This is a genomic window from Variovorax sp. AC194 (assembly GCF_979257995.1).
The window spans coordinates 3,637,558-3,658,285 of the sequence record NZ_OZ409823.1 but is presented as its reverse complement, the minus strand read 5'-3'; the positions used below and the strand labels follow the sequence as shown (position 1 = coordinate 3,658,285).

Annotated in this window: 20 protein-coding genes; 9 read left to right on the top strand and 11 right to left on the bottom strand. The window is 67.2% G+C overall.

What is annotated here, in order from left to right; translation table 11 throughout:
• Window positions 1-35: 35 nt before the first annotated feature.
• From ACZYRS_RS17495 to mltG, 7 genes are all read right to left on the bottom strand, one after another.
• Window positions 36-248, bottom strand: coding sequence for a DUF4124 domain-containing protein (locus ACZYRS_RS17495; protein ID WP_463420257.1), 213 nt, complete (start codon window positions 246-248; stop codon window positions 36-38).
• Window positions 242-919 carry an ankyrin repeat domain-containing protein gene (locus ACZYRS_RS17490; protein WP_463420256.1) on the bottom strand — a complete coding sequence of 226 codons (678 nt, stop codon included), beginning with the start codon at window positions 917-919 and terminating at the stop codon, window positions 242-244. The genes ACZYRS_RS17495 and ACZYRS_RS17490 overlap by 7 nt, the downstream gene beginning before the upstream one ends.
• A complete protein-coding gene (locus tag ACZYRS_RS17485; protein WP_463420255.1) occupies window positions 916-1,722 on the bottom strand; it encodes a TatD family hydrolase in 807 nt (268 codons plus the stop codon). Before ACZYRS_RS17485 ends, ACZYRS_RS17490 begins: the two co-directional genes overlap by 4 nt.
• A gap of 87 nt (window positions 1,723-1,809) precedes the next feature.
• The gene (locus tag ACZYRS_RS17480; RefSeq protein ID WP_463420254.1) at window positions 1,810-2,199 is read right to left on the bottom strand and encodes a PilZ domain-containing protein; all 390 of its coding nucleotides are present in this window, start codon (window positions 2,197-2,199) and stop codon (window positions 1,810-1,812) included.
• Window positions 2,196-3,212, bottom strand: a complete 1,017-nt coding sequence (locus tag ACZYRS_RS17475) for a DNA polymerase III subunit delta' (RefSeq protein WP_463420253.1) — start codon at window positions 3,210-3,212, stop codon at window positions 2,196-2,198. Before ACZYRS_RS17475 ends, ACZYRS_RS17480 begins: the two co-directional genes overlap by 4 nt.
• Window positions 3,209-3,868: a dTMP kinase gene (gene tmk, locus ACZYRS_RS17470; protein ID WP_463420252.1), complete on the bottom strand. Its 660-nt coding sequence runs from the start codon at window positions 3,866-3,868 to the stop codon at window positions 3,209-3,211. The genes ACZYRS_RS17475 and tmk overlap by 4 nt, the downstream gene beginning before the upstream one ends.
• Window positions 3,865-4,887, bottom strand: coding sequence for an endolytic transglycosylase MltG (gene mltG, locus ACZYRS_RS17465; protein WP_463420251.1), 1,023 nt, complete (start codon window positions 4,885-4,887; stop codon window positions 3,865-3,867). The genes tmk and mltG overlap by 4 nt, the downstream gene beginning before the upstream one ends.
• Before the next feature lie 94 nt (window positions 4,888-4,981).
• On the opposite strand from mltG, the gene ygfZ reads away from it, so the two are divergent.
• Complete coding sequence (gene ygfZ, locus ACZYRS_RS17460; RefSeq protein ID WP_463420250.1) at window positions 4,982-5,911, top strand: CAF17-like 4Fe-4S cluster assembly/insertion protein YgfZ; 930 nt, start codon at window positions 4,982-4,984, stop codon at window positions 5,909-5,911.
• 145 nt (window positions 5,912-6,056) lie between these two features.
• Window positions 6,057-6,974 carry a hypothetical protein gene (locus ACZYRS_RS17455; protein WP_463420249.1) on the top strand — a complete coding sequence of 306 codons (918 nt, stop codon included), beginning with the start codon at window positions 6,057-6,059 and terminating at the stop codon, window positions 6,972-6,974.
• 10 nt (window positions 6,975-6,984) lie between these two features.
• Here the strand turns inward: ACZYRS_RS17455 and ACZYRS_RS17450 are convergent, their stop codons facing one another.
• On the bottom strand, window positions 6,985-7,872 hold the full coding sequence (locus tag ACZYRS_RS17450; protein WP_463420248.1) for a YbgC/FadM family acyl-CoA thioesterase: 888 nt from the start codon (window positions 7,870-7,872) through the stop codon (window positions 6,985-6,987).
• Complete coding sequence (locus ACZYRS_RS17445) at window positions 7,869-8,834, bottom strand: alpha/beta hydrolase (protein ID WP_463420247.1); 966 nt, start codon at window positions 8,832-8,834, stop codon at window positions 7,869-7,871. The genes ACZYRS_RS17450 and ACZYRS_RS17445 overlap by 4 nt, the downstream gene beginning before the upstream one ends.
• Window positions 8,835-8,938: 104 nt before the next feature.
• Here ACZYRS_RS17445 and ACZYRS_RS17440 point away from each other — a divergent pair, with 104 nt between their 5' ends.
• The 7 genes from ACZYRS_RS17440 to ACZYRS_RS17410 all read left to right on the top strand — a co-directional run bounded on the left by ACZYRS_RS17440 (window position 8,939) and on the right by ACZYRS_RS17410 (window position 18,037).
• Window positions 8,939-10,075: an iron-containing alcohol dehydrogenase gene (locus ACZYRS_RS17440; protein WP_198783769.1), complete on the top strand. Its 1,137-nt coding sequence runs from the start codon at window positions 8,939-8,941 to the stop codon at window positions 10,073-10,075.
• 263 nt (window positions 10,076-10,338) lie between these two features.
• Entirely contained in the window at window positions 10,339-12,684 is a 2,346-nt protein-coding gene (locus ACZYRS_RS17435) for a type VI secretion system Vgr family protein (RefSeq protein WP_463420246.1), read from the top strand.
• The gene (locus tag ACZYRS_RS17430; protein ID WP_463420245.1) at window positions 12,674-13,111 is read left to right on the top strand and encodes a hypothetical protein; all 438 of its coding nucleotides are present in this window, start codon (window positions 12,674-12,676) and stop codon (window positions 13,109-13,111) included. Before ACZYRS_RS17435 ends, ACZYRS_RS17430 begins: the two co-directional genes overlap by 11 nt.
• Window positions 13,112-13,124: 13 nt before the next feature.
• Window positions 13,125-15,782, top strand: a complete 2,658-nt coding sequence (locus tag ACZYRS_RS17425; protein WP_463420244.1) for a DUF2169 family type VI secretion system accessory protein — start codon at window positions 13,125-13,127, stop codon at window positions 15,780-15,782.
• Window positions 15,779-16,900: a pentapeptide repeat-containing protein gene (locus tag ACZYRS_RS17420; protein ID WP_463420243.1), complete on the top strand. Its 1,122-nt coding sequence runs from the start codon at window positions 15,779-15,781 to the stop codon at window positions 16,898-16,900. Before ACZYRS_RS17425 ends, ACZYRS_RS17420 begins: the two co-directional genes overlap by 4 nt.
• Entirely contained in the window at window positions 16,897-17,613 is a 717-nt protein-coding gene (locus ACZYRS_RS17415) for a DUF3540 domain-containing protein (RefSeq protein ID WP_463420242.1), read from the top strand. Before ACZYRS_RS17420 ends, ACZYRS_RS17415 begins: the two co-directional genes overlap by 4 nt.
• Before the next feature lie 37 nt (window positions 17,614-17,650).
• Entirely contained in the window at window positions 17,651-18,037 is a 387-nt protein-coding gene (locus ACZYRS_RS17410) for a DUF4150 domain-containing protein (RefSeq protein WP_198783764.1), read from the top strand.
• Window positions 18,038-18,052: 15 nt separating this feature from the next.
• Here the strand turns inward: ACZYRS_RS17410 and ACZYRS_RS17405 are convergent, their stop codons facing one another.
• Together ACZYRS_RS17405 and ACZYRS_RS17400 are read right to left on the bottom strand one after the other, a co-directional pair.
• Window positions 18,053-19,525, bottom strand: a complete 1,473-nt coding sequence (locus ACZYRS_RS17405; RefSeq protein WP_463420241.1) for a tannase/feruloyl esterase family alpha/beta hydrolase — start codon at window positions 19,523-19,525, stop codon at window positions 18,053-18,055.
• A gap of 179 nt (window positions 19,526-19,704) precedes the next feature.
• Window positions 19,705-20,694: a tripartite tricarboxylate transporter substrate binding protein gene (locus tag ACZYRS_RS17400; protein WP_463420240.1), complete on the bottom strand. Its 990-nt coding sequence runs from the start codon at window positions 20,692-20,694 to the stop codon at window positions 19,705-19,707.
• Window positions 20,695-20,728: the final 34 nt, after the last annotated feature.

Genomic DNA, 20,728 nt, shown 5'->3' with positions numbered 1-20,728 from the left:
GCCTGCAATGCGATGGATTCAGCCTTCAGCGCCCCTCAGCGCTTGGGCGAACTCCCGGATCCTCTGCCTTCGTAGTTCACTCCCTTGGTCTGCTTGATCTCGATTTTTTTCGCGTCCGGACACGGCACGTTCGAGTACGTGATCTTGCTGCCCTCGACACATTTGTAGATCGAGTGCTGGGCGTCTGCGTCGAGCGCGAAATTCGCCAAGCCCAGTGCGACGACGACGCCGCTGAATCTCTTCACCATTTACCGTCTTTCGGTGGCGCCTTCGGGCCGGGTTTCGCATTCATGGCCGCCGTGATCAGCTGCGCCGCTTCCGCACGGTTCGCCTTGTTCGCGAAGTCGACCGCAGTCATACCCAACTGATTTTTCATCGCTGTGTCAGCGCCTTCGGCCAAGAGCAATTTCACGGCTTCGCCCGAGCCGTACATGGCGGCCATCATCAGCGGCGTGGTGCCGTTGGGCGACTGCGCATCGATGAAGGCGTAGTTGTCCAGCAGCACTTTCATGATGGTCAGCTGGCCGCTGGTAGCGGCGTAGTGCAGCGGCGTCCAGCCGGTCTTGTTGACGGCGGCGTCGCGCTTGAGCAGCTGGTTGACCAGCTCCTGCTGGCCCTTGATGGCGGCCAGCATCAGCGGGGTTTCGTCCTTGGCGTTGGCGATGTCGACGTTCAGTTGCGGCGATTCGAGCAGCACCTGGATCACCTTCGGCGACGGTTCGCGCAGCGCGATGAGCAGGCCGGTCTGGCCGTGTTCGTCGCGCGTGTTGGGGTCGAATCCGCGCTGCAGCAGGGTGCGCACGCCGCTCGCGTTGTCGCCGCGCACGGCACGGAAAAAGTCCTCGAACGATCCGGCATGCGCCGCAAAAGATGCAGCAATGACAAGGAGATAAAGCGGTCTCTTGAAGTAATTTCTCATGATTTGACGTCCCTGAACAGCGTTTCGAAGTTGTCGCTCGTCGCTTTTGCAATGGCCTCTATGGGCAGGTTTCGCAGTTCGGCGATCTGTTGTGCCACATAGGGCACGTACGACGGGTTGTTGGTCTTGCCGCGGTACGGCACGGGCGCCAGGTACGGGCTGTCGGTCTCGATCAGCATGCGGTCCAGCGGCACGAAGGCGGCCACGTCGCGCAGGTCCTGCGCCTTCTTGAAGGTCAGGATGCCCGAGAAGGAAATGTAGAAGCCCAGGTCGAGCGCCGCGCGCGCCACCTCGGCGGTCTCGGTGAAGCAATGGAACACGCCGCCGGCCGCACCGGAAGAGCCGTCTTCGCCCTCCTCCTTCAGGATCGCAATCGTGTCGGCTGAGGCTTCACGGGTGTGGATGATGAGCGGCTTGCGGGTCTGTTGCGCGGCGCGGATGTGCACCCGGAAACGATCGCGCTGCCATTCCATGTCGGCGATGCTGCGGCCGCCCTTGCGCTCTTCCATCTGGTAGTAGTCCAGGCCCGTCTCGCCGATCGCCACCACGCGGGGCCGGGCCGACAGGCGCACCAGGTCTTCGACGCTGGGCTCGGCGATGTCCTCGTTGTCGGGATGCACGCCCACGCTGGCCCAGAAGTTGTCGTAGCTGGCGGCCAAGGCCTGCACGTCGTCGAACTCCTCGAGCTTGGTGCAGATGCAGAGGGCCCGGTCGACCTTGGCCGCGGCCATGGCGGCGCGGATCTGCGGCATCTGGTCCGCGAACTCAGGGAAGGTCAGGTGGCAATGGGAGTCTGTGAACATCGGAAATGACGGTAGAGCCGGCGCACCTGTCACAAGTGTGAAATGGCGCCGAGCACGGAGTTCCGCGTCACCGGGACGGCAGAAAACTCAGATGGTTTGGGTGGGGCGGTCCGACGCCATCGAGCCGCCGAGGGCCGCCTCGATGCGCGCCTTCAGCTGCCGCGATTTCTCGTCCGACGGAAACCGGATTCCCACGCCGGGCGCCCGGTTGCCGGCGGCGCGCGCTGGCGTGATCCATGCGACCTTGCCGGCCACCGGATAACGCTGCGGGTCTTCAGGCAGCGTCAGCAGCACGTAGACATCGTCGCCCAGCCGGTACTCGCGCGTGGTCGGAATGAAGATGCCACCCTCGGCGAAGAGGGGGATGTACGCCGCATAGAGCGCGCCCTTCTCCTTGATGGCGAGCTGGATGACGCTCGGCCTGGCAGGCGTGGCGGCTGCGGACGCAGTGGGGGCGGGGGCGACAGGTTGGTTCATGGGCGGCGAGCGGCTGAGTTTAGGGTGCTTCGCGCTTCGCTCACAAGCGCTTCGAGCATGAGACCTGCATTGAATGGATGTTCGGCGGTCCTCGCGGCGTTCGCGAGCGACTTCGACCAGCGCGCCAGCGCGAGCCGTGACGGCGCCGCCGGCAGGTCGGCCGCCTCGAAGAAACGTGGCTCGGCGCCGTTGCCGACAGCCATCAGGTCGTGGCAAAGCTTCTGCAGCGCGCCGACGGCCTGCGCCGGTGCGTGGTCCGACAGCGCACCCACGTCACCGCGCGAGATGGCCTTGGGAAACAGCGACCACGCCTTGGGCGATTGGCCGGAACGCGCAAGACGCAAGGCATCGCTGGGGCGTCCGCCGGCAGCGCGCAACAGGGCGGCCGCATCGGCGGCCGGAACGTCCTGCGCAATGAGCCAGGCTTCGGCTTCGGCGGTTTCGGGCCACGGCAGCGTGAAGCCCAGGCAGCGGCTGCGAATGGTCGGCAGCAGCTGCCAGGCGGCTTCGCTGGCCAACACGAAGCGCACGTCGCCGACCGGCTCCTCCAGCGTCTTGAGCAGCGCGTTCGCGGTGATGGTGTTCATGCGCTCGGCCGGATACACCAGCACCACCTTGCCGCGCCCGCGCGCGCTGGTGCGCTGGGCAAAGCCGACCGCATCGCGCATCGCCTCGACGCGGATCTCGCGGCTTGCCTTGCGCTTCTTGTCGTCGATGTCGGCCTGCGCCTTCTCGTCGAGCGGCCAGCCCAATTCCTGCATCGCGACTTCGGGCATCAGCACGCACAGGTCGGCATGGGTGCGAACCTCGATGGCGTGGCAACTCGCGCAATGGCCGCAGGCCGTACCGCCCCCTTCCGCCGGCTGCTCGCACAGCCAGGCGGCCGCGAGCGCCAGCGCGAGTTCGTATTGGCCGATGCCCGACGGCCCCTGCAGCAGCCAGGCATGGCCGCGCTGGCGCAGCAGTTCCGCGAGCGGCTGGCGCAGCCAGGGCGTGAGGGCCGGCGTGCTCATCGTGGGATTCCTGTGTTGTGCGACGCCAGCACGCCGCGCGCCACCAGCGCGGTTTCGATCTGCTGCCAGACCTGGTCGCGCGCCTGGCTGGCGTCGATGCGAACGAAGCGCTGCGCGTCCGCGGCGGCGCGGTCCGCATAGCCCTGGGCTACGCGGCGGAAGAACTCGACCGGCTGGGCCTCGAATTTGTCGGGCACGCGCGCACCGGCCAGCCGCTGCGCGGCGATCTCGGGCGCCAGGTCGAACCACAGCGTGACGTGCGGCTGCAGCAGCCCTTCTCCCCTGCCCCCTTGCACCCACTGCTCCAGCGTCGAGAGCACTGATGCATCGAAGCCGCGCCCCGCGCCCTGGTAGGCGAAGGTGGCGTCGGTGAACCGGTCGCACAGCACGAGGTCACCGCGCGCGAGCGCCGGTTCGATGACCTGCACGATGTGGTCGCGCCGTGCCGCGAACACCAAGAGCGATTCGGTCAGCGGGTCCATCGGCTGTTCGAGGATCAGCCCGCGCAGCGTTTCCGCCAGCGGCGTGCCGCCGGGCTCGCGCGTGCGCACGACCGTGCGGCCCTGCGCCTTGAAGAGCGCTTCCATTGCATCGAGGTGGCTCGATTTGCCCGCGCCATCGATGCCTTCCAGCGTCAAAAACAAACCTTCGCTCATTGCGTCGCCTTCGGTTTGGGTTCGCCGCCGCCCCGTTGGTAGCGATTGACCGCACGGTTGTGATCGTCCAGCGAACTGCTGAATTGACTGGTGCCATCGCCCCGCGAGACGAAATACAGCGATTTGCTTTGCGCCGGCTGCACCGCCGCGAGCAGCGCGGCCTTGCCCGGCATCGCGATCGGCGTGGGCGGCAGGCCGCCGCGGGTGTAGGTGTTCCAGGGGCTGTCGGTCTGCAGGTCTTTCTTGCGCAGGTTGCCATCGAAGGTGGCGCCCAGGCCGTAGATCACCGTCGGGTCGGTCTGCAGCGGCATGCCGATGCGCAGGCGGTTGGTGAAGACGGCGGCGATTTCGGCGCGGTCGTTGGCCTTTCCCGTCTCCTTTTCGACAATGCTGGCCAGAATAAGCGCCTCATCGGCCGATTTGAGGGGCAAATCGGCCGCCCGAGCCGCCCAAGCGGCTTCGAGCTTCTTGTCCATGGCGCGCATGGCACGCTGCAGCAACACGATGTCGGTCGAGCCCTTCGAGTAGGTGTACGTGTCCGGGAAGAAGCGGCCTTCGGGGTGCACGCCCGGCTTGCCCAGCTTGGCCATGAGCGCGTCGTCGGTCAGGCCCACGCTCTCGGGCTTGAGCTGGTCGGCCTTGCCCAGCGCCGCGCGCACCTGGCGCATGTTCCAGCCCTCGACCAGCACGAGGCTGCGGGTGGCCTCTTCGCCGCGCACCAGGATGTTGAGCAGCAGCTTGGGCGTGACGCCGCGCTCCAGCTCGTAGCTGCCGGCGCGCATCTGGCGGTCTTGCCCCGAGACGCGGAACCACAGGTAGAGCAATTGCGGCTGCACATCGACGCCGGCATCGGCCACGGCCTGCGCGATGCCGCGCGGCGTGGTGCCGGGCTCGACCGAAAGATCGGCGCTGGGCGCCGACATCTTGAGCGGCTGGTGCACCCACCAGAGTCCACCGGCGCCGAGCGCGAGCGCGATCAGGGCGGCCAGCAGGAAGAGCGTAAGAAAGAAGCTGCGCACGAATCCGATGGAGAGCGTTGGATCGACCAGGAAGAAAAAAAAGGGGGAGTCCCTGCCGCACCGGGGGGGACAGGCCGACCATGATAATTCAGCGATGACCACCACAGTCGTTCTCAACGGGGCTGCCACGCTGTCCCCACTCGGCGTGATCCGCGCCGAAGGCCCCGATGCCGCCAGCTTCCTGCACGGACAACTGACCCAGGATTTCTCCCTGCTCGGCGCCACCGAAGCCCGCCTGGCCGCGCTCTGTACCGCCAAGGGCCGCGTGATCGCGAGCTTCATCGGCATCCGGCCGCAGCCCGAACTGATCCTTCTTGTGTGCAGCCGCGACATCCTCGCCGCGACGCTCAAGCGCCTGTCGATGTACGTGCTGCGCGCCAAGGTCAAGCTGACCGACGCCACCGACCAGTTCGCGCTCTACGGCCTGGCCGGCACCGCGCTCACCGCCAACGGCCTGGACGCAGCCACGCCGCCCGGCCAGCGCACGGCCATCGGCGATGGCATCAGCGCCGTCTCCCTGTATCCGGCCGATGGCGTGCCCCGCGCACTCTGGATCGCCCCCGCCGACCATGCCGCGCCGGCCGGCCCGCAGCTCGACACCGACCTCTGGCAATGGAGCGAAGTCCGCAGCGGCATCGTCACCGTGACCACGCCGATCATCGAAGCCTTCGTGCCGCAGATGATCAATTACGAATCGGTGGGCGGCGTGAACTTCAAGAAAGGCTGCTACCCCGGCCAGGAGATCGTGGCGCGCAGCCAGTTCCGCGGCACGCTCAAGCGCCGCACCTACCTCATGCAGGTCGATGCGGCCGTGGCGGTCGGGCAGGAAGTGTTCGCGGCGGCCGATGGTGACCAGCCGGTCGGCACCGTGGCCCAGGCCGCGCAGGCACCCGGCGGCGGTTGGTCCGCACTGGTCTCGATGCAGATCTCGGCGCTCGAAGCTGGCGCCCTGCATGCGGGCGCGGCCAACGGCCCGGCCCTCTCGGTCGAGCCGCTCCCCTACCCCCTGCTCGAAGACATCTGATTTTTCTTCCCCCAACGCCCTGACCAAAAGGGCGTTTGGCGCCATCGAAAAAGATGGCGCCATTTTTTTGTGTGTCGCTTAACCCCGCCGTCGATGCTGCGCCGTAGAAGCCTGCATCGATCCACTCCTGGCAAGGAAGAGCACCATGAAGCGCAGACTTTTTTCCACCGTCCTGGCCCTGACCGCCCTCACCACCGGCCTGGCGGCCTGCGCCGAAAGCCCGGCCCGGCCGTTCGCGCCGCCGTCTTCCGCGAGCCGCATCGGCTCGCTGATGCAGATCGCCATCGTCGATCGCACGACCGGCGCCGAGCTCCCGATCTACCGCCACCGCGGCGAATACTGGGTGGCCGGCCGCCCCGGCGCGCGCTATGCGATCCGGGCGCGCAACGCGATGGGCGAACGCATCATGGCCGTGATGTCGGTGGACGGCGTCAACGTCGTCTCCGGCGAAACCGCGGGCATCGGGCAGACCGGCTATGTGTTCGGCGCGCGCGAGAACAGCGACATCACCGGCTGGCGCAAGAGCGATTCGCAGATCGCGGCCTTCGAGTTCGCTTCTGCCGGCAACTCCTACGCAAGCCGCACCGGCCGGCCCGATGACGTCGGCGTGATCGGTGTCGCGTTGTTCCGCGAGAACGTGCCCGTGCCGCCCCCGCCACCGATTGCGCCCTATCAGAGCCGCGACGAATACAGCACCCGCGACCGTGAACTGCGGAGCGACTCGTCCGCGATGGGCGATGCCCGCGCCAAGTCGGCGCCCGCCGAAGCCGAAGCGTCGGCCCAGGCCCCTGCCGGCAGCATGGCGCGCCGCCAGGCACCGGCCCCGAGCCTGGGCACGGCCCATGGCCGCCGCGAGACCTCCTACGTCGGCAAGACGAACTTCGAGCGCGCCCAATCGACGCCCGACGAAGTGGTCCGCATCCGCTACGACAGCCGCGAGAACCTCGTGGCCGCGGGCGTGATTCCGGTGCCACCGACACCGCGCTGGCCCCGTCCGGCCGGCCCGTCGCCGTTCCCCGGCTCAGATCCCGGCTACGTGCCGGACCCGCCCGCGCGCTATTGACCGAAAGCGATCAGCGCAGCGCCCGCCGCATCTCGACGTGCGGGATGCCTGCCTCGTCGAACGGCTCGCCATGCACCGCATAGCCCAGCCGCGCATAGAACCGCTCGGCGCTGCGCTGGGCATTGAGTGCCACTTCGCGATCGCCGCGCGCCCGGGCAACATCTTCGAGCGCCTGCAGCACGGCCGCGCCGTGCCCGGCGCTGCGCAGCGTGCGATGCACCGCCACGCGGCCGATGTAGGACACGCCGTCTTCCGCGTCCAGCAGCCGCCCGGTCGCGATGACCTGCCCGATGCGGTTGCGCGCCACCGCGTGCAGCACGACGGCATCGTGCGCATCCCACTCCAGCTCCTTCGGAATGTTCTGCTCCTCGATGAACACCGCGCGCCGCAAGGCGGCCGCGCCTTCGCCGAGCGCATCCCACCCGCCCGTTTCCACGGCGCGCATCGGCTCGCCGGCCTCGAAGCCCAGCAGCACTTCGCGCAACGCCGCAGGCACGGGCTTCGACGTCTGCGTGGCCGGATCGGCAAACACATAGACCAGCTCGCAGCCCACCAGGTACTGGTCCTGCCGGAACAGCGCGCCCTCGAACACGATCGACGAATTACCGATGCGCGCGCACTTCATGCCCACGTCGATCACGTCGTCCATGCGCGCCGAGGCGCGGAAATCGATCGTCGCCTTGCGTACGTACAGGTCGCCGCCCAGCGCATGCATCGCCTCTTCATACGGCAGCGCCATCGCGCGCCAGTAGTCGGCGATGGCCGTGTCGAAGTACATCAGGTAGTGCGCGTTGAAGACGATCTTCTGCATGTCCACTTCGGCCCAGCGCACGCGCAGGCGATGAAAAAAGCGGAAGTCCTCGCGCCGGTTCGCTGTCTCTTTATGGGTCTCTGTCATGGTGCCAATGCGTCCTTGAGTGCCCGGGCCGCGTCGCCCTGCGCCTGCAGCGCTTCGGGCAACGCGCGGCCCATCTTGATGAATTCGTGGATCACGCCGCGGTAGATCTCCAGGTCCACCGCCACGCCCGCCGCGCGCAGCTTGTCGGCATAGGCGATGCCTTCGTCCACCACCGGATCGCATTCCGCCAGGCCGATCCACGCGGGCGCCACGCCGTCGACGTCGTCGGCCAGCAGCGGCGCAAAGCGCCAGTCGTCGCGGTCGGCCGGCGTGCGAACGTACTGCGCGAAAAAGAAATCGATCATCGCCTTCGTGAGCAGCGGCCCGTGCTCGAAGCGCCGGTGCGAGTCCGTGTCCTGGTGCGCGGTCATGCCGGGATAGATCAGCATCTGCAGCGCCACCGGCAGCCCCGCATCGCGCGCCATGATCGCGCACACCGCGGCCAGCGTGCCGCCGGCGCTGTCGCCGCCGACCGCGATGCGCCGGCCATCGAGCCCGAGGCTCGCGCCCTGCGTCGCGACGAATCGGAAGGCATCCCATGCGTCGTCCGATGCGGTCGGAAACTTGTGCGCGGGCGCGAGGCGGTAGTCCACCGACACCACCGCGCACCCGCTCTTGCCGCTCAACACGCGGCACAGCGTGTCGTGCGTGCGGACGTTGCCGACGGTGAAGCCGCCGCCATGGAAGTACACCAGCACCGGCAGCACGTCCGGCGAAGGCGCGTAGAGCCGCGCGGGAATCGCAAAGCCGTCACGTGCCGCGATCGTGAAGTCCTCGATGCGCGCCAACTCGGGCTTGGGCACTTCGAGCACGCCCGCGCCTTTTTCGTAGGACGCCTTCGCCTCGTCGGGCGACAGCTGGTCGAGCGTCGGATGGCCCGCACGCGCCATGCGCTCGACCACGCTGGCCATCTTTGCGGTCAGCGGGTGCGGGGGAAATGTCGTCGGCGGGTTGCTCGTCATGTTCCGGGCGTGACAGCTGCAAGGGTTTTGTGGATGGGCAAGACGCTCCCCTGTTGTTAGATTCGGATGGTCGGCAATCGTACTTCTCCCAGCGAACACGCCCCATGGCACTCATCCAATACCTCACCCAGATCCAGTTCGAATTCGGCGCCATCAAGCTCCTCTCAAGCGAGTGCGCCCGCATCGGCATCAACCGCCCGCTGATCGTGACCGACGCGGGCGTGCGCGCGGCCGGCGTGCTGCAGAAGGCGCTCGACGCCATCGCAGACCTGGAGGTCTCGGTGTTCGACCAGACCCCTTCCAACCCCACCGAAGCGGCCGTGCGCGCGGCCGTCGAGCTCTACCGCAGCGGCCGCTGCGACGGCCTCATCGCCGTGGGCGGCGGCTCGGCCATCGACTGCGCCAAGGGCGTTGCCATCGCGGCCACGCACGAAGGCCCGCTCAAGACCTACGCCACCATCGAAGGCGGCTCGCCCAAGATCACCGATCGCGTGGTGCCCCTCATCGCGGTGCCCACCACCAGCGGCACCGGCAGCGAGGTGGCGCGCGGCGCCATCGTCATCGTCGACGACCACCGCAAGCTCGGCTTTCACAGCTGGTTCCTCATGCCCAAGGCCGCGATCTGTGACCCCGAACTCACGCTGGGCCTGCCGCCCAAGCTCACGGCCGCGACCGGCATGGACGCGATCGCGCACTGCATGGAGACCTTCATGTCCGCCGCGTTCAATCCGCCGGCCGACGGCATCGGCCTGGACGGCCTGGAGCGCGCGTGGCTGCACATCGAACGCGCCACGAAGGACGGCAGCGACCGCGAGGCGCGCCTCAATCTCATGAGCGCATCGATGCAGGGCGCGATGGCCTTCCAGAAGGGCCTGGGCTGCGTCCATTCACTGAGCCACAGCCTGGGCGGCGTCGATCCGCGCCTGCACCACGGCACGCTCAACGCCCTCTTCCTGCCCGCGGTGATCCACTTCAACGCGGGCGCCGAGTCGGTGCAGAAAGACCAGCGCCTGCAGCGCATGGCCCAAGCGATGCACCTCGATTCGGCCGGCGATCTCGGCGATGCGATCCGCGACATGAACGCGCGCCTCGGCCTGCCCAAGGGCCTCGCGGAAGTCGGCGTCACCCCCGCGTTGTTCGAGAAGATCATCGACGGCGCCATGGCCGACCACTGCCACAAGACCAACCCGCGCCTGGCCACGCGCGACGACTACAAGGCCATGCTCGAAGCATCGATGTAAGGCGCACCGCGCAATCGTCGATCGCCCCGCACAAGCGCCACGCCCATCGTGCGCAGGGCATCGGGTGCTCCCCGCAGCGAAATCAAGGAGGAGGCCGCAGGCCGGGGGACATTCGCGGAGGGGAGCACCCGGTGCCCTGCGCACACGCCCCGAACGACAGCACGAGCGCCCTCCCCGCGTCATGCATATGACATAACGAATTCCTAGACTGCCCCTCGAAGGCTCCGCATCCGCAGAAGCCCCAAGGGACAGGGAAATTCCGAATGCCACGCACCGTCCAGGTTCACACCGTCCTGAACACCGAGCAGCTGAAGTTCCGCGCGATGCGGGGACGCGAAGGCCTCTCGCAGCTGTTCGAGTTCGAGGTCGACATGGTCAGCCCCAGCTTCAGCCTGGACCTGAAGACGCTGCTGGGCACATCGCTCACGATCGAGCTGCAGGACGGCGGCGCGCCGCGTTTCCTGAACGGCACCGTGGTGCGCTTCGAGCTCGTGGGCCGCGCCAACGAAACCGGACGCCACTACATCTACCGCGCGCTCGTGCAGCCCTGGCTCTGGTACCTCACGCGCACCACCGACAGCCGCATCTTCCAGAACAAGAGCGTGCCCGAGGTGCTCGACGACGTGCTGGGCAAATACGGCTTCCAGTTCGAGAAGCGCCTCACCGGCAGCTACCGCGCGTGGGAATACTGCGTACAGTACCAGGAGAGCGACTTCGCCTTCGCCAGCCGCCTCATGGAGCACGAGGGCATCGCCTACCACTTCGAGCACGGCAACGGCGCGCACCTCCTCGTGCTGGCCGACGACACCGGCGGCTACGGCAACCTGCCGGGCTACGCGACCATTCCCTACCGCCCGCGCGACCGCGTGGTCAACGCGATGGAGCCGTGCATCGACCGCTGGCGCATCGCCGAGCAGATCACCTCGGGCCGCGTGATGCTGGACGATTTCGATTTCAAGAAGTCGCGCGCCTCGCTGCAGAGCGTGCAGCAAGACCCCAAGCCGCACGACCACTCGACCTACGAAGTCTATGAATGGCTCGGCGGCTACAGCGAGCACGGCCAGGGCGACGCCTACGCCAAGATCCGCCTGCAGGAGCTGCAGTGCGCCTACGAACTGGCCGCGGGCCACACCAACGTGGTGGGCATGGCGCCCGGCTACCTCTTCCAGATGACGCACTGCCCGCGCGAGGCCGACAACCGCGAGTACCTGGTCACCGAAACGCGCTACGACCTGCAGGAGCCCGAGTACTCCAGCGGCGGCAGCGCCGAATCGGTGTGCGAGTTCGACTTCACCGTGCTGCCCTCCACCGTGGCCTACCGCCCCGCGCGCAAGACCCCCAAGCCGCGCACCAACGGCCCGCAGACCGCCACCGTCGTCGGCCCCGAGGAGATCTGGACCGACCGCTTCGGCCGCGTGAAGCTGCAGTTCCGCTGGGACCGCTACGGCCAGTCGGACGAGAACAGCTCCTGCTGGGTGCGCGTGTCCAGCAGCTGGGCCGGCACCAACTACGGCACCATGCACATGCCGCGCGTGGGCCAGGAAGTGATCGTGGATTTCATCGGCGGCGAACCCGACCGCCCCATCATCACCGGCCGCGTCTACAACAGCGACCAGATGCCGCCGTGGGAATTGCCCGCCAACGCCACGGCCAGCGGCATCCTCACGCGCTCGAGCACCGGCGGCGCGGCCAACCAGGCCAACATGCTGCGCTTCGAGGACCGCACCGGCGCCGAGCAGATCCTGCTGCACGCCGAGCGCAACCTGGACGTGGAGGTCGAAGCCGACGAGACCCACACCACCGACGGCACCCGCACCACCCTCATCAAGGGCCACGAGTCGGCCACCTACCAGAGCGGCGAAGCCCGCGACATCACGGCGGGCGCCAGGGAAACCATCACCGGCGGCGACACCCGCAGCGTGACCGGCGGCTTCGGCGAATCCATCACCGGCGGCGTGACGCAAACGATATCGGGCGGCAAGACGCGCACGCTGAGCGGCGGCCTGAACGACACCATCACGGGCGGCGTGCAACTGGCGATCACCGGCGGCTTCCACGGCACCATCGACGGCAAGGAAATCCGCTTCGTGAGCGATGGCCGCACCGACACCATCGACACCTCGAACAACGTCACGGTCAACGGCCCCTCGACCACCGTGGTCACCGGCCCCACGGTGCACACCTCGCCCGACGTGACCTTCAACACGACCAACCACATCCACAACACGACGCAGCACGTCATCAACACGACGACCTACAACACCACGTCGACCACCTACAACAACCTCACGGTCAACTACACCAACAACTCCGCCACCTACATCAACAACTACGCCAAAAGCAGCGACTGGCGCTGGTTCCGCGCGGGCGGCGTGGGCTTTCGCATCAGCCTGGTGGGCATCTCGCTGGACGTGTGGGGCGCGCGCCTGCAGTACTACGCGGGCCTGAACGCGCAGATCGCGACCGTGAAGATCGACACGGCCGTCTTCTCGCTCAAGAACAAGCCGCTCGAAGTCAGCACCAAGGGCCTGGCCATTGCGAACAAGGGCATGCTCATCGCCACCGGCGGCCTGGCCGCGAAGTTCAAGGTGCTCACCCTTGTGGTTTGAAACGCTGCTCTGGATCGTGTTCGCCGTCGTGATGAGCGCGGTGATCGTGACGGCCATCTCGGTGGTGATCGTCGCCTCGCGCGAGAACCGCATCTACTCGGCCGAAGAGAAAACCTGGAAGCGCCTCGCGCAGCACGGCGTTCCGGCGGAGGCCATCGTCGAATCGGTCAAGCGCTCCGAGCACGAGCTCACGCGCGGCGGCTCGCAGGGCCAGACAGTGTTCGCGGTGGAGATGTCGCTGAAGGTGTTCGACGGCGCGGGCGGCGCGAGCCCTGCCGTCGTGCGCACGCTGGTCGACGAAGCGCTGCTGCCACAGTTCTGCATCGCGGGCACGCGGGTGCATCTGCTGCGCGACCCCGACGATGCATCGAGCCTGGCCATCGACCGCACGCGAACGCCGCTCGAAATCGCGCGCGCCGCGGGTTGATCGAAGCCACGCCGTGAAGACCGTCAAACCCCTGCGCCTGAGCGTCATCACGCGCCCCTTTTTGCGCGCCGGCCACCAGCGGCTGGGCGTGACGGCGATGGGCATGGTCGCGATGGAGGAGGTGCCCGTGCTGCTGCCCGAGCCCGAGTTCTGGAAGGCGGTCTCCGAAGAACTCGGCCCCACCGGCGTGCTCGACCTCGGCATGCCCAAGGCCTGCGCCGAATTCCTCGCGACCGGCCATGCCTACACGCACCATCAGAAAGAAAAGACCGCCTGTGCCGTCGCGCTGAGCGTCGGCGCCCTCACCCGCCAGTTGGTGGTCTTCGGCGACCGCTTCTGGCTCGATGGCCGCGCAACCGCGCCGCAGCCCTTCGAATCGATGCGCCTGGATTGGACGCGTGCCTTCGGCGGCCCCGCCTTCGCCGACAACCCGCTGGGCATCGGCCATGCGCCCGAGCTGGTGAATGGCCTGCTGGTGCAGCGCCTGCCCAACGTCGAGCATCCGCACCGCCGCATCGACCAGCCCTCACGTCAGCCGGAGCCCGCGTGCTTCGGCGCGATGGACGTGAGCTGGCCCAGCCGCATGCGCCTCATCGGGCGGCACTACGACGCGCACTGGCGCGAGAACCTCTTTCCGGGCTTTTCGGAAGACATGGACTGGCGCCTCTTCAACGCCGCGTCGCCCGAGCAGCGCTGGCCCGACCACGACCGCATTCCGGGCGGGACGCCCTACGAGGTGTGGAACATGCACCCCACCCTGCCGGTGCAGCGCGGCCGCTTGCCGGACTGGCGCGCGCGCGCCTTCATCGCGCGCAAGACCACCTCGGGCCAGGCCGAACCCGAGCGCTTCGAAGAAGTGCCGTTGCGGCTCACCACCGCGTGGTTCTTTCCGCACCTGTCGCAGGTCGCGCTGATCTGGCACGGCGAAACCGCCATCGCGGAAGACGATGCGGCCGACGTGACGCATGTGATGCCCGCGATCGAATCCGCCAGCGAACCCGAGCGGCCGCTCGCCCATTACTTCGCGATCCTGCAGCGCCGCAGCGACCCCGAGACGGGCGGCCTCTACATGTTCCGCGACGACGAACTGCTGCCCGCCGAGGCCATCGGCCCCTGGATCGACCAGATGGAAGAGGAAGAGTCCGCGCTCGTGCGCAACATGCGCGAACGCGGCAACACGCTGCGGCAAGACCTCACGCAGCAGGGCCTGGACGCCGGCCACAAGCCGCGCCACTTCAAGACGCAGGCGCTGCCCGCGCCCTTCACGAAGATGCCCACGCTCGGCGAGCTGCCCGGGTTCATCGAGCGCACCAAGGTCTACGAGCGCGAGCAGCAGCAAAAGCTCGACGCCGCGCGCCGCGAGCTCGCGCAGATGGCCGAGGCCAATGCGGTGGAGTCGCGCAAGGTGGGCTTCGACAGCCGCGCGCTCGTGGCCGATGCGAACGGCAGCCAGGTCAAGGGCCCGCCCAGCTTCGATGCGCGTGGCGTGATGCAGGGCATGCTGGGCATCGCCCCGGCCACGCGCACCGCGCCCCTGTCGCCGGCGCAAGAGGCGGACCTGCGCAAGACCGCGGAAAGCGGCCAGCGCGGCCTCATCGACATGTACCGGCTCGGCGCGCAGCACCAGTCCGCGGCCGATGCGATGACCACCGAACGCACCGGCGAAGCCCGCGCGCGCGTGCAGGCGCTCATGGCCACCACGCGCGACCTCTCGGGCCTGGACCTGACCGGCGCCGACCTCTCGCGCATGGACCTGCGCGGCGCCCGCCTGCACCGCACGCTGCTCGAAAGCGCAGACCTCTCGGGCGCGCAGCTGGACGATGCCGATGCCACCGAAGCCGTGTTGGTCCGCGCGCGGCTCGCGGGCGCATCGCTCGCGGGCTGCGTGCTGCGCAGCGCCAACCTGAGCCTCGCGCATTGCGCCCGCACCTCGTTCGCGCGCGCGCAGTTCGATGAAACGACGATCGAGAAGACCCGCTTCGACGACTGCGATTTTTCGGAGGCGCGCCTCGCGCATCTGAACCTCCTGGGCATGCATTTCCAGAACTGCCGCTTCGACCGCGCGCACTTCGACTACGTGACGCTGCTCGAAAAGAGCCGCCTCGTGGATTGCAGCTTTCGCGCGGCGACGCTGCACAAGTTCGGGCTCATCTCCTGCGTGGTCGAGCGGCTGGATTTTTCCGAGGCGAATCTCGAGGCCTGCGCCTGGGTCCACACGGTCGGCGACCACGGCATCTCGTTCACCGCGGCCACGCTCAAGACCACCTGCTTCGTCGGCACCAGCAGCCTGCGCACCATCGACTTCGAAGACGCGACGCTCGTCCAGTGCAGCCTGCGCGACATGGTGCTCGACGGCGCGCTTCTCGCCCGCGCCACGCTCGACACCTGCGACTTCTCGGGCTGCAGCCTCTTGGGCGCGGACCTCGGCCTCATCGACGCGCCCGACAGCCTTTTCATCCGCGCGGACCTCACCCATGCATCGCTGCGCGGTGCCAACCTCATGAACGCAAGCCTCCAGAAAGCAACGTTCGTGGGCGTCGACCTGCGCGACGCCAACCTCTTTCGCGCCGACGTGTCGCAGGCGCTGATCGACACCGTCACCGAAACCCGCGGCGCCTACATCGAGCAGGCCAAGACCGTCCCGCGGCGCGCGGCGGAACCGGCGCGATGACGCCGGAGGCGTTGGCGCAGAAGGTTCGCGGCGGCGAGTTCATCAAGGGCCAGGATTTCAAGGGCATGCAGCTGGACCACCTCGACCTGCGCGGCGGCAGCTTCGGCGAATGCGATTTCTCGCAGGCGAGCCTCGAAGGCGCGCAACTGACCGAATCGATGTTCGACACCTGCCGCTTCGACGGCGCGAGGCTCGATGCCGCCGACCTGCAGCGCACAGCGTTTCACAAATGCGGCCTGCAGCAGGTGAGCCTGCGGGGCGCGACGATGACGCGCGCGGCCTTCAGCGAATCGGCCCTGAAGCACGCCGATTTCGCAGAGGCCCGGCTCGACCTCGCGGCCTTTCACAAGAGCACGCTCGATGCGGCGCGCTTCGATCGCGCCGACCTCACCAAGACGGTGTTCGGCGAATCGGCGCTGGACGGGGCGCGCTTCGACGATGTGCGGCTCGACACCACCGTCTATTACCGCGCCGGGCTGCGCGGCGCGCGCTTCAAGGGCGCGCGCTTTCACAACGTGATCTTCAGCGAGGCCGATCTGGCGGGGCAGGATTTCTCGGGGCAGCAGTTCCACCTCTGCCAGTTCATCGATGCCGATCTCACGGGCTGCAATTTCGACCGCGCGCGCCTCACGCAGTGCAACTTCAAGGGCGCGAAGCTGGAGCGCGCCGTGCTCACGGGTGTGCATGCGCCGCAGTGCCTGTTTCCCGAAGCGGACCTGCGCGGTGCCGACTGCCGCGGCGGGCAGTTCGCGCAAAGCATCTGGGTCGACGCGACGCTTACCGATGCGGACCTGTCCGACGCGCAGCTCGTGCAATGCGTGTTCCACCGCGCGCGCTGCAACCGCGCTTCGTTCGCGCGCAGCCAGCTGGTCTACGCGGATTTCTCGTACGCCGACCTGAGCGATGCCGACATGCGCGGCGCGACCTTCCAGCGCACGCAGCTGCACCGCGCGATCGAAGCCGGCACGCGCTGGAGCGACCGCCTCGGCGTGCTCGACAGCGACCCCGCGCTGTTCGAGGCCGAGCGCTTCTCGGCGATGCGCGAGCGCCGCCCCCGGCGCGCGGGCCGCGACCCGCTGGGCCGCCCGTTGCCGCCAGACCGCAAGGACCTTTCATGACCCATCGCGCCATCCGCGAATCCATAGAAGCGCCGCACCTCGTGCCGGACATGCCCGCGCACGCCCCCGAAGGCGACATGCAGGCGCTCCTGCGCAAGCCCCTGCCCTCCTCCGCCGCGACCGCCGTCTCCCCATGGACTGGCAGCGCCCTCGGCACCGTCGTGCAGCCGCTCGCGGACGGCGCCTTTCTCGTCGCGCCGCAGGACGGCGGCGCCCCCTGGCAGTGCCCCCGCGCCGCGAGCTGCCTGCTGCAACCCGCCGCCGGCGACACCGTGCTGGTGGCCGGGCCGCACCGCGACCACGTCTACCTGATCGCGGTCATCACGCAGGCGGACGCGAGCCAGGCGCACATCGTCACCGACGGCGACCTCACCATCCGTTCGCGCCAGGGCCGCATCGCGCTCGATGCGCCCGAGCTGCGCATGCAGGCGCAGAAGGCGCAGCTGGACATCGCCGACATGGACTACCGCGGCGCCGAGGTGCGCGTGACCACGCTGGTCGCGCGCTTCGTGGGCCGCACGCTGGAGACGGTGCTCGACCGCCTGAGCGTGCTCACGCGCTCGAGCTTTCGCCTCACTGAAGAAGTCGAGCAGGTGCGCGCCGGGCAGATCGACATGCAGGCCAAAGAGACGCTGCGCCTGCACGCCAAGAACACGCTTGTCACCAGCAAGGCGCTGGTCAAGGTCGATGCCGAACAGATCCACATGGGCTGAGGCCCGTTGACCCCCACCGATTCAAGGACCCGTTGCCATGTTCGCCAATGCACAGATGATGGGCGTGGACCTCGCCTTCCCGGACGTCTGCAAGACGCCCCCGGCGCTGCCCATCCCCTACCCCAACTTCGCGCTCGGGCCCACGGCCATTCCCAACGCCTGGAACATCCTCTACGGCGGCACGCCCGCGCACAACATGGCCACCACCACGCCGATCACCAACGGTGACAACGCCGGCGTGCTGATGGGCGTGGTGTCGCAGACGGTGATGGGGCCCTCGCGGCACATCACCGGCGCGTTCACTGTGCTGCTCAAGGGCACGCCGTGCACGCGCATGACCAGCCTGTCGGTGCAGAACCGCTGCAACATCGTCGGGATGCGGATCGTGCCGAGCCAGTTCAAGGTGCTGGTGCTGGCGGCTTGAGGGCCGGTCGCCCGGTCATTGGGGCGCCGAGCACCTCCACGCGCCCAGCGCCGAGGCCGCGGGAATTTCACCGGAGGCATTCCTGACAAGCGATGGCGTGCTGGCGACGGCGTTGTCGTCGTGGACCCATTTGTCGAGGTCCGACACCGCGTTCCAATTCAATTGCATGGCGCTCAATCCGATTCGCTTGAGCAGTGAATTGGTGTTGTAGAAGCCGTGGCTGTAATCTTCGATGAAATAGGTGCGAACGGAATTCTTGATATCGCTCGCCGTTTCTTTTTGGGCCAATTCCCTAACGAATTCGCCTGCCTGGCTGCAAGGCACCAGGAAATCGGAAGTCCCCTGGTAAATAATGATCTTCTTGCCTTTTTTGCCTGCTCTCTTCTGATTTGCCGCAGCATCGAAAAAATTGGCAAGATCATGCGGCTTGACGTTCCACACGGGCGCCAACGCATCCAGCAATCTGCCATAGCCATCGTAGTTCGCACCGGATTGAACGGCAACATCCGCCAGACGCCGGGATGTCGAGCCCAGCGCATCGCTGAGCGTTTGATCCGACACGTCCTGGCCAAAAAGGCTGGTCAGTATGGCGGCGCTGCTGTTCCAATTGACCACCCAATCATTGACCACCGCCGGGACTTCCAGCGTTTTCAGCAGATTGGTTTCATCGACCGGCGGCGCGCCTGCAATAACGCCGTCATACGCATCGGGCCAATTCGCCACGGCTTTCAATGCCTGCCGGCCGCCGGTGGAAATTCCGACGAAATAGGTGTCGGTGGGCGCGGCGCCTGTGAGTTTTCGCGAGAGGTACAGGCCGACGTCGAGCGTTTTCTTGATCGAGTCCTGTCCGAAATTCTTGACCGCCTCCTGCTTGGGCACATCGCTCAGTTGCCTGCCCGGCTGCACGAAGGCCGGATCGAATGCCTTCGACGATGCACCGGCACCCGCGTCGCCCAGAACGACTGCGTAATTCGACAGCGCCGGTCCCTGCCACGACGGCGAGAATTGCTGGTTGCTTTGCTTGCCGGCTGCAACGACGTCGGTATCCCAGGCAAATCCGCCGCCGCCGAGCTGGATGAATTTACCATTCCATTGCGCCGGGATATAGACCTGGTAATTGATATCTGGAATTCTGTAATCAGGTGCCTTGACGGCAGGATCTATTCCGCCGGGAGATGTGGGCTGGATGGTTCCCTTGATCAAACAATAGGCAGGAAATGCAAGCCAGACCTGCTCGACCGATGTGATCTTGAATCCGCCGGTCTTGGGTGAAGGAAATCGGGTGTTCCGGAAATCATTCAATACGGCGTCGGCATATGCCGAACCATTTAATTGATTGGAGCATGTGCGCACGAGGGTGGCGGAAATATCATTGGCCGCATGCGCCACGGAGAATATGCATCCCAATGCGATTGCCACGAAAAATGATTTAGGCAACCGCGGCGACGGCCGAGCGCCCGAAGACCCGTTATTTTCTGTCTTGGTCAAGATTTGTCTCCAATTGATTGAATTGAATTGAATATTCACGGGCGCCATCCATGCGTATGGATGGCGCCGCGCCTTCTGCGAGGCCGTGGAAATTCTCAATCGCCTGGCGACGGGCCGCACTATCCCTGCGGCGCCAATCGAATGACCTTCAGTGCATGCGCGGGCGCCCTATTTCGCCGTCACTCCGCTTTCACCCCCGCCGTGCGGATGACCTTGCCCCACTTGGCCGTCTCGGCCGTGATGAACGCATCGAACTCCTCGGGCGTGCTGCCGGCCGGAATCGTGCCCATCGCGTCGAGCTTGGCGCGCGTCTCGTCGCTCTTGATGATCCGCGCCACCTCGTCGGACATGCGCTTGACCACATCGCGCGGCGTGCCCGCCGGCGCCAGCATGCCGGCCCAGGTGCTGCCGGTGAAACCCGCGAAGCCCTGCTCGATGAAGGTGGGCACATCGGGCGCGGCCGCCAGGCGCTTGTCGCCCGCCACGCCGATCAGCCGCACCTTGCCAGCCTTGGCCTGGTTGATGAGGCCGGTCGGCGCGTCGAAGAACAGCTGGATTTGCCCGCCCATGAGGTCCGTGAGCGCGGGCACGGCGCCGCGGTACGGGATGTGGATCATGTACGTCTGCGTGAGCGACTTCCACAACTCGGTCGTCAGGTGCGCGGCCGAGCCGTTGCCCGAGGAGCCGAAGCTCACCTTGCCGGGGTTGGCGCGCGCGTAGTCGATGAGCTCGCGCGCGGTCTTGAACGGCGCGTTGATGTTCACCGCGGCCAGCAGCGGCGAGACGCCCATGAGCGAGACGCCCGTCAAGTCCTTCTGCGGGTCGTACGGGAGCTTGGGGTACAGCGTGGTGTTGGCCGCGTACGCCGCGATGACGACGCCGAAAGTGCTGCCGTCGGCCGGCGCCTTGGCGATCGCGTCCACGCCGATCAGGCTGTTGGCGCCGGGCTTGTTGTCGATGAGCACCGGCTGGCCCAGGCGCGTCTGCAGGCCGATCTGCACGAGCCGCGCCATCTGGTCGGTGAAGCCGCCGGGCGTGTAGGGCACGACGATGCGGATCGGCTTGCTCGGCCACGCGGTCTGCGCGAACGAGGGAACGGCGAGGCTGGAGGCGGCGGCGGCGAGCGTGAATCGGCGGCGTGTCAGCGTGAGAGGCTGGGGATGGGTCATGTGGCTTGTCTCTTGTTGCTTCTGAATGGACCGG

Excerpts from the sequence above, each read along its gene's own strand:
- ACZYRS_RS17495 (WP_463420257.1), bottom strand. The coding sequence starts at position 248 with ATGGTGAAGAGATTCAGCGGCGTCGTCGTCGCACTGGGCTTGGCGAAT.
- ACZYRS_RS17490 (WP_463420256.1), bottom strand. The coding sequence starts at position 919 with ATGAGAAATTACTTCAAGAGACCGCTTTATCTCCTTGTCATTGCTGCA.
- ACZYRS_RS17485 (WP_463420255.1), bottom strand. The coding sequence starts at position 1,722 with ATGTTCACAGACTCCCATTGCCACCTGACCTTCCCTGAGTTCGCGGAC.
- ACZYRS_RS17480 (WP_463420254.1), bottom strand. The coding sequence starts at position 2,199 with ATGAACCAACCTGTCGCCCCCGCCCCCACTGCGTCCGCAGCCGCCACG.
- ACZYRS_RS17475 (WP_463420253.1), bottom strand. The coding sequence starts at position 3,212 with ATGAGCACGCCGGCCCTCACGCCCTGGCTGCGCCAGCCGCTCGCGGAA.
- tmk (WP_463420252.1), bottom strand. The coding sequence starts at position 3,868 with ATGAGCGAAGGTTTGTTTTTGACGCTGGAAGGCATCGATGGCGCGGGC.
- ygfZ (WP_463420250.1), top strand. The coding sequence starts at position 4,982 with ATGACCACCACAGTCGTTCTCAACGGGGCTGCCACGCTGTCCCCACTC.
- ACZYRS_RS17455 (WP_463420249.1), top strand. The coding sequence starts at position 6,057 with ATGAAGCGCAGACTTTTTTCCACCGTCCTGGCCCTGACCGCCCTCACC.
- ACZYRS_RS17450 (WP_463420248.1), bottom strand. The coding sequence starts at position 7,872 with ATGACAGAGACCCATAAAGAGACAGCGAACCGGCGCGAGGACTTCCGC.
- ACZYRS_RS17445 (WP_463420247.1), bottom strand. The coding sequence starts at position 8,834 with ATGACGAGCAACCCGCCGACGACATTTCCCCCGCACCCGCTGACCGCA.
- ACZYRS_RS17440 (WP_198783769.1), top strand. The coding sequence starts at position 8,939 with ATGGCACTCATCCAATACCTCACCCAGATCCAGTTCGAATTCGGCGCC.
- ACZYRS_RS17435 (WP_463420246.1), top strand. The coding sequence starts at position 10,339 with ATGCCACGCACCGTCCAGGTTCACACCGTCCTGAACACCGAGCAGCTG.
- ACZYRS_RS17420 (WP_463420243.1), top strand. The coding sequence starts at position 15,779 with ATGACGCCGGAGGCGTTGGCGCAGAAGGTTCGCGGCGGCGAGTTCATC.
- ACZYRS_RS17415 (WP_463420242.1), top strand. The coding sequence starts at position 16,897 with ATGACCCATCGCGCCATCCGCGAATCCATAGAAGCGCCGCACCTCGTG.
- ACZYRS_RS17410 (WP_198783764.1), top strand. The coding sequence starts at position 17,651 with ATGTTCGCCAATGCACAGATGATGGGCGTGGACCTCGCCTTCCCGGAC.
- ACZYRS_RS17400 (WP_463420240.1), bottom strand. The coding sequence starts at position 20,694 with ATGACCCATCCCCAGCCTCTCACGCTGACACGCCGCCGATTCACGCTC.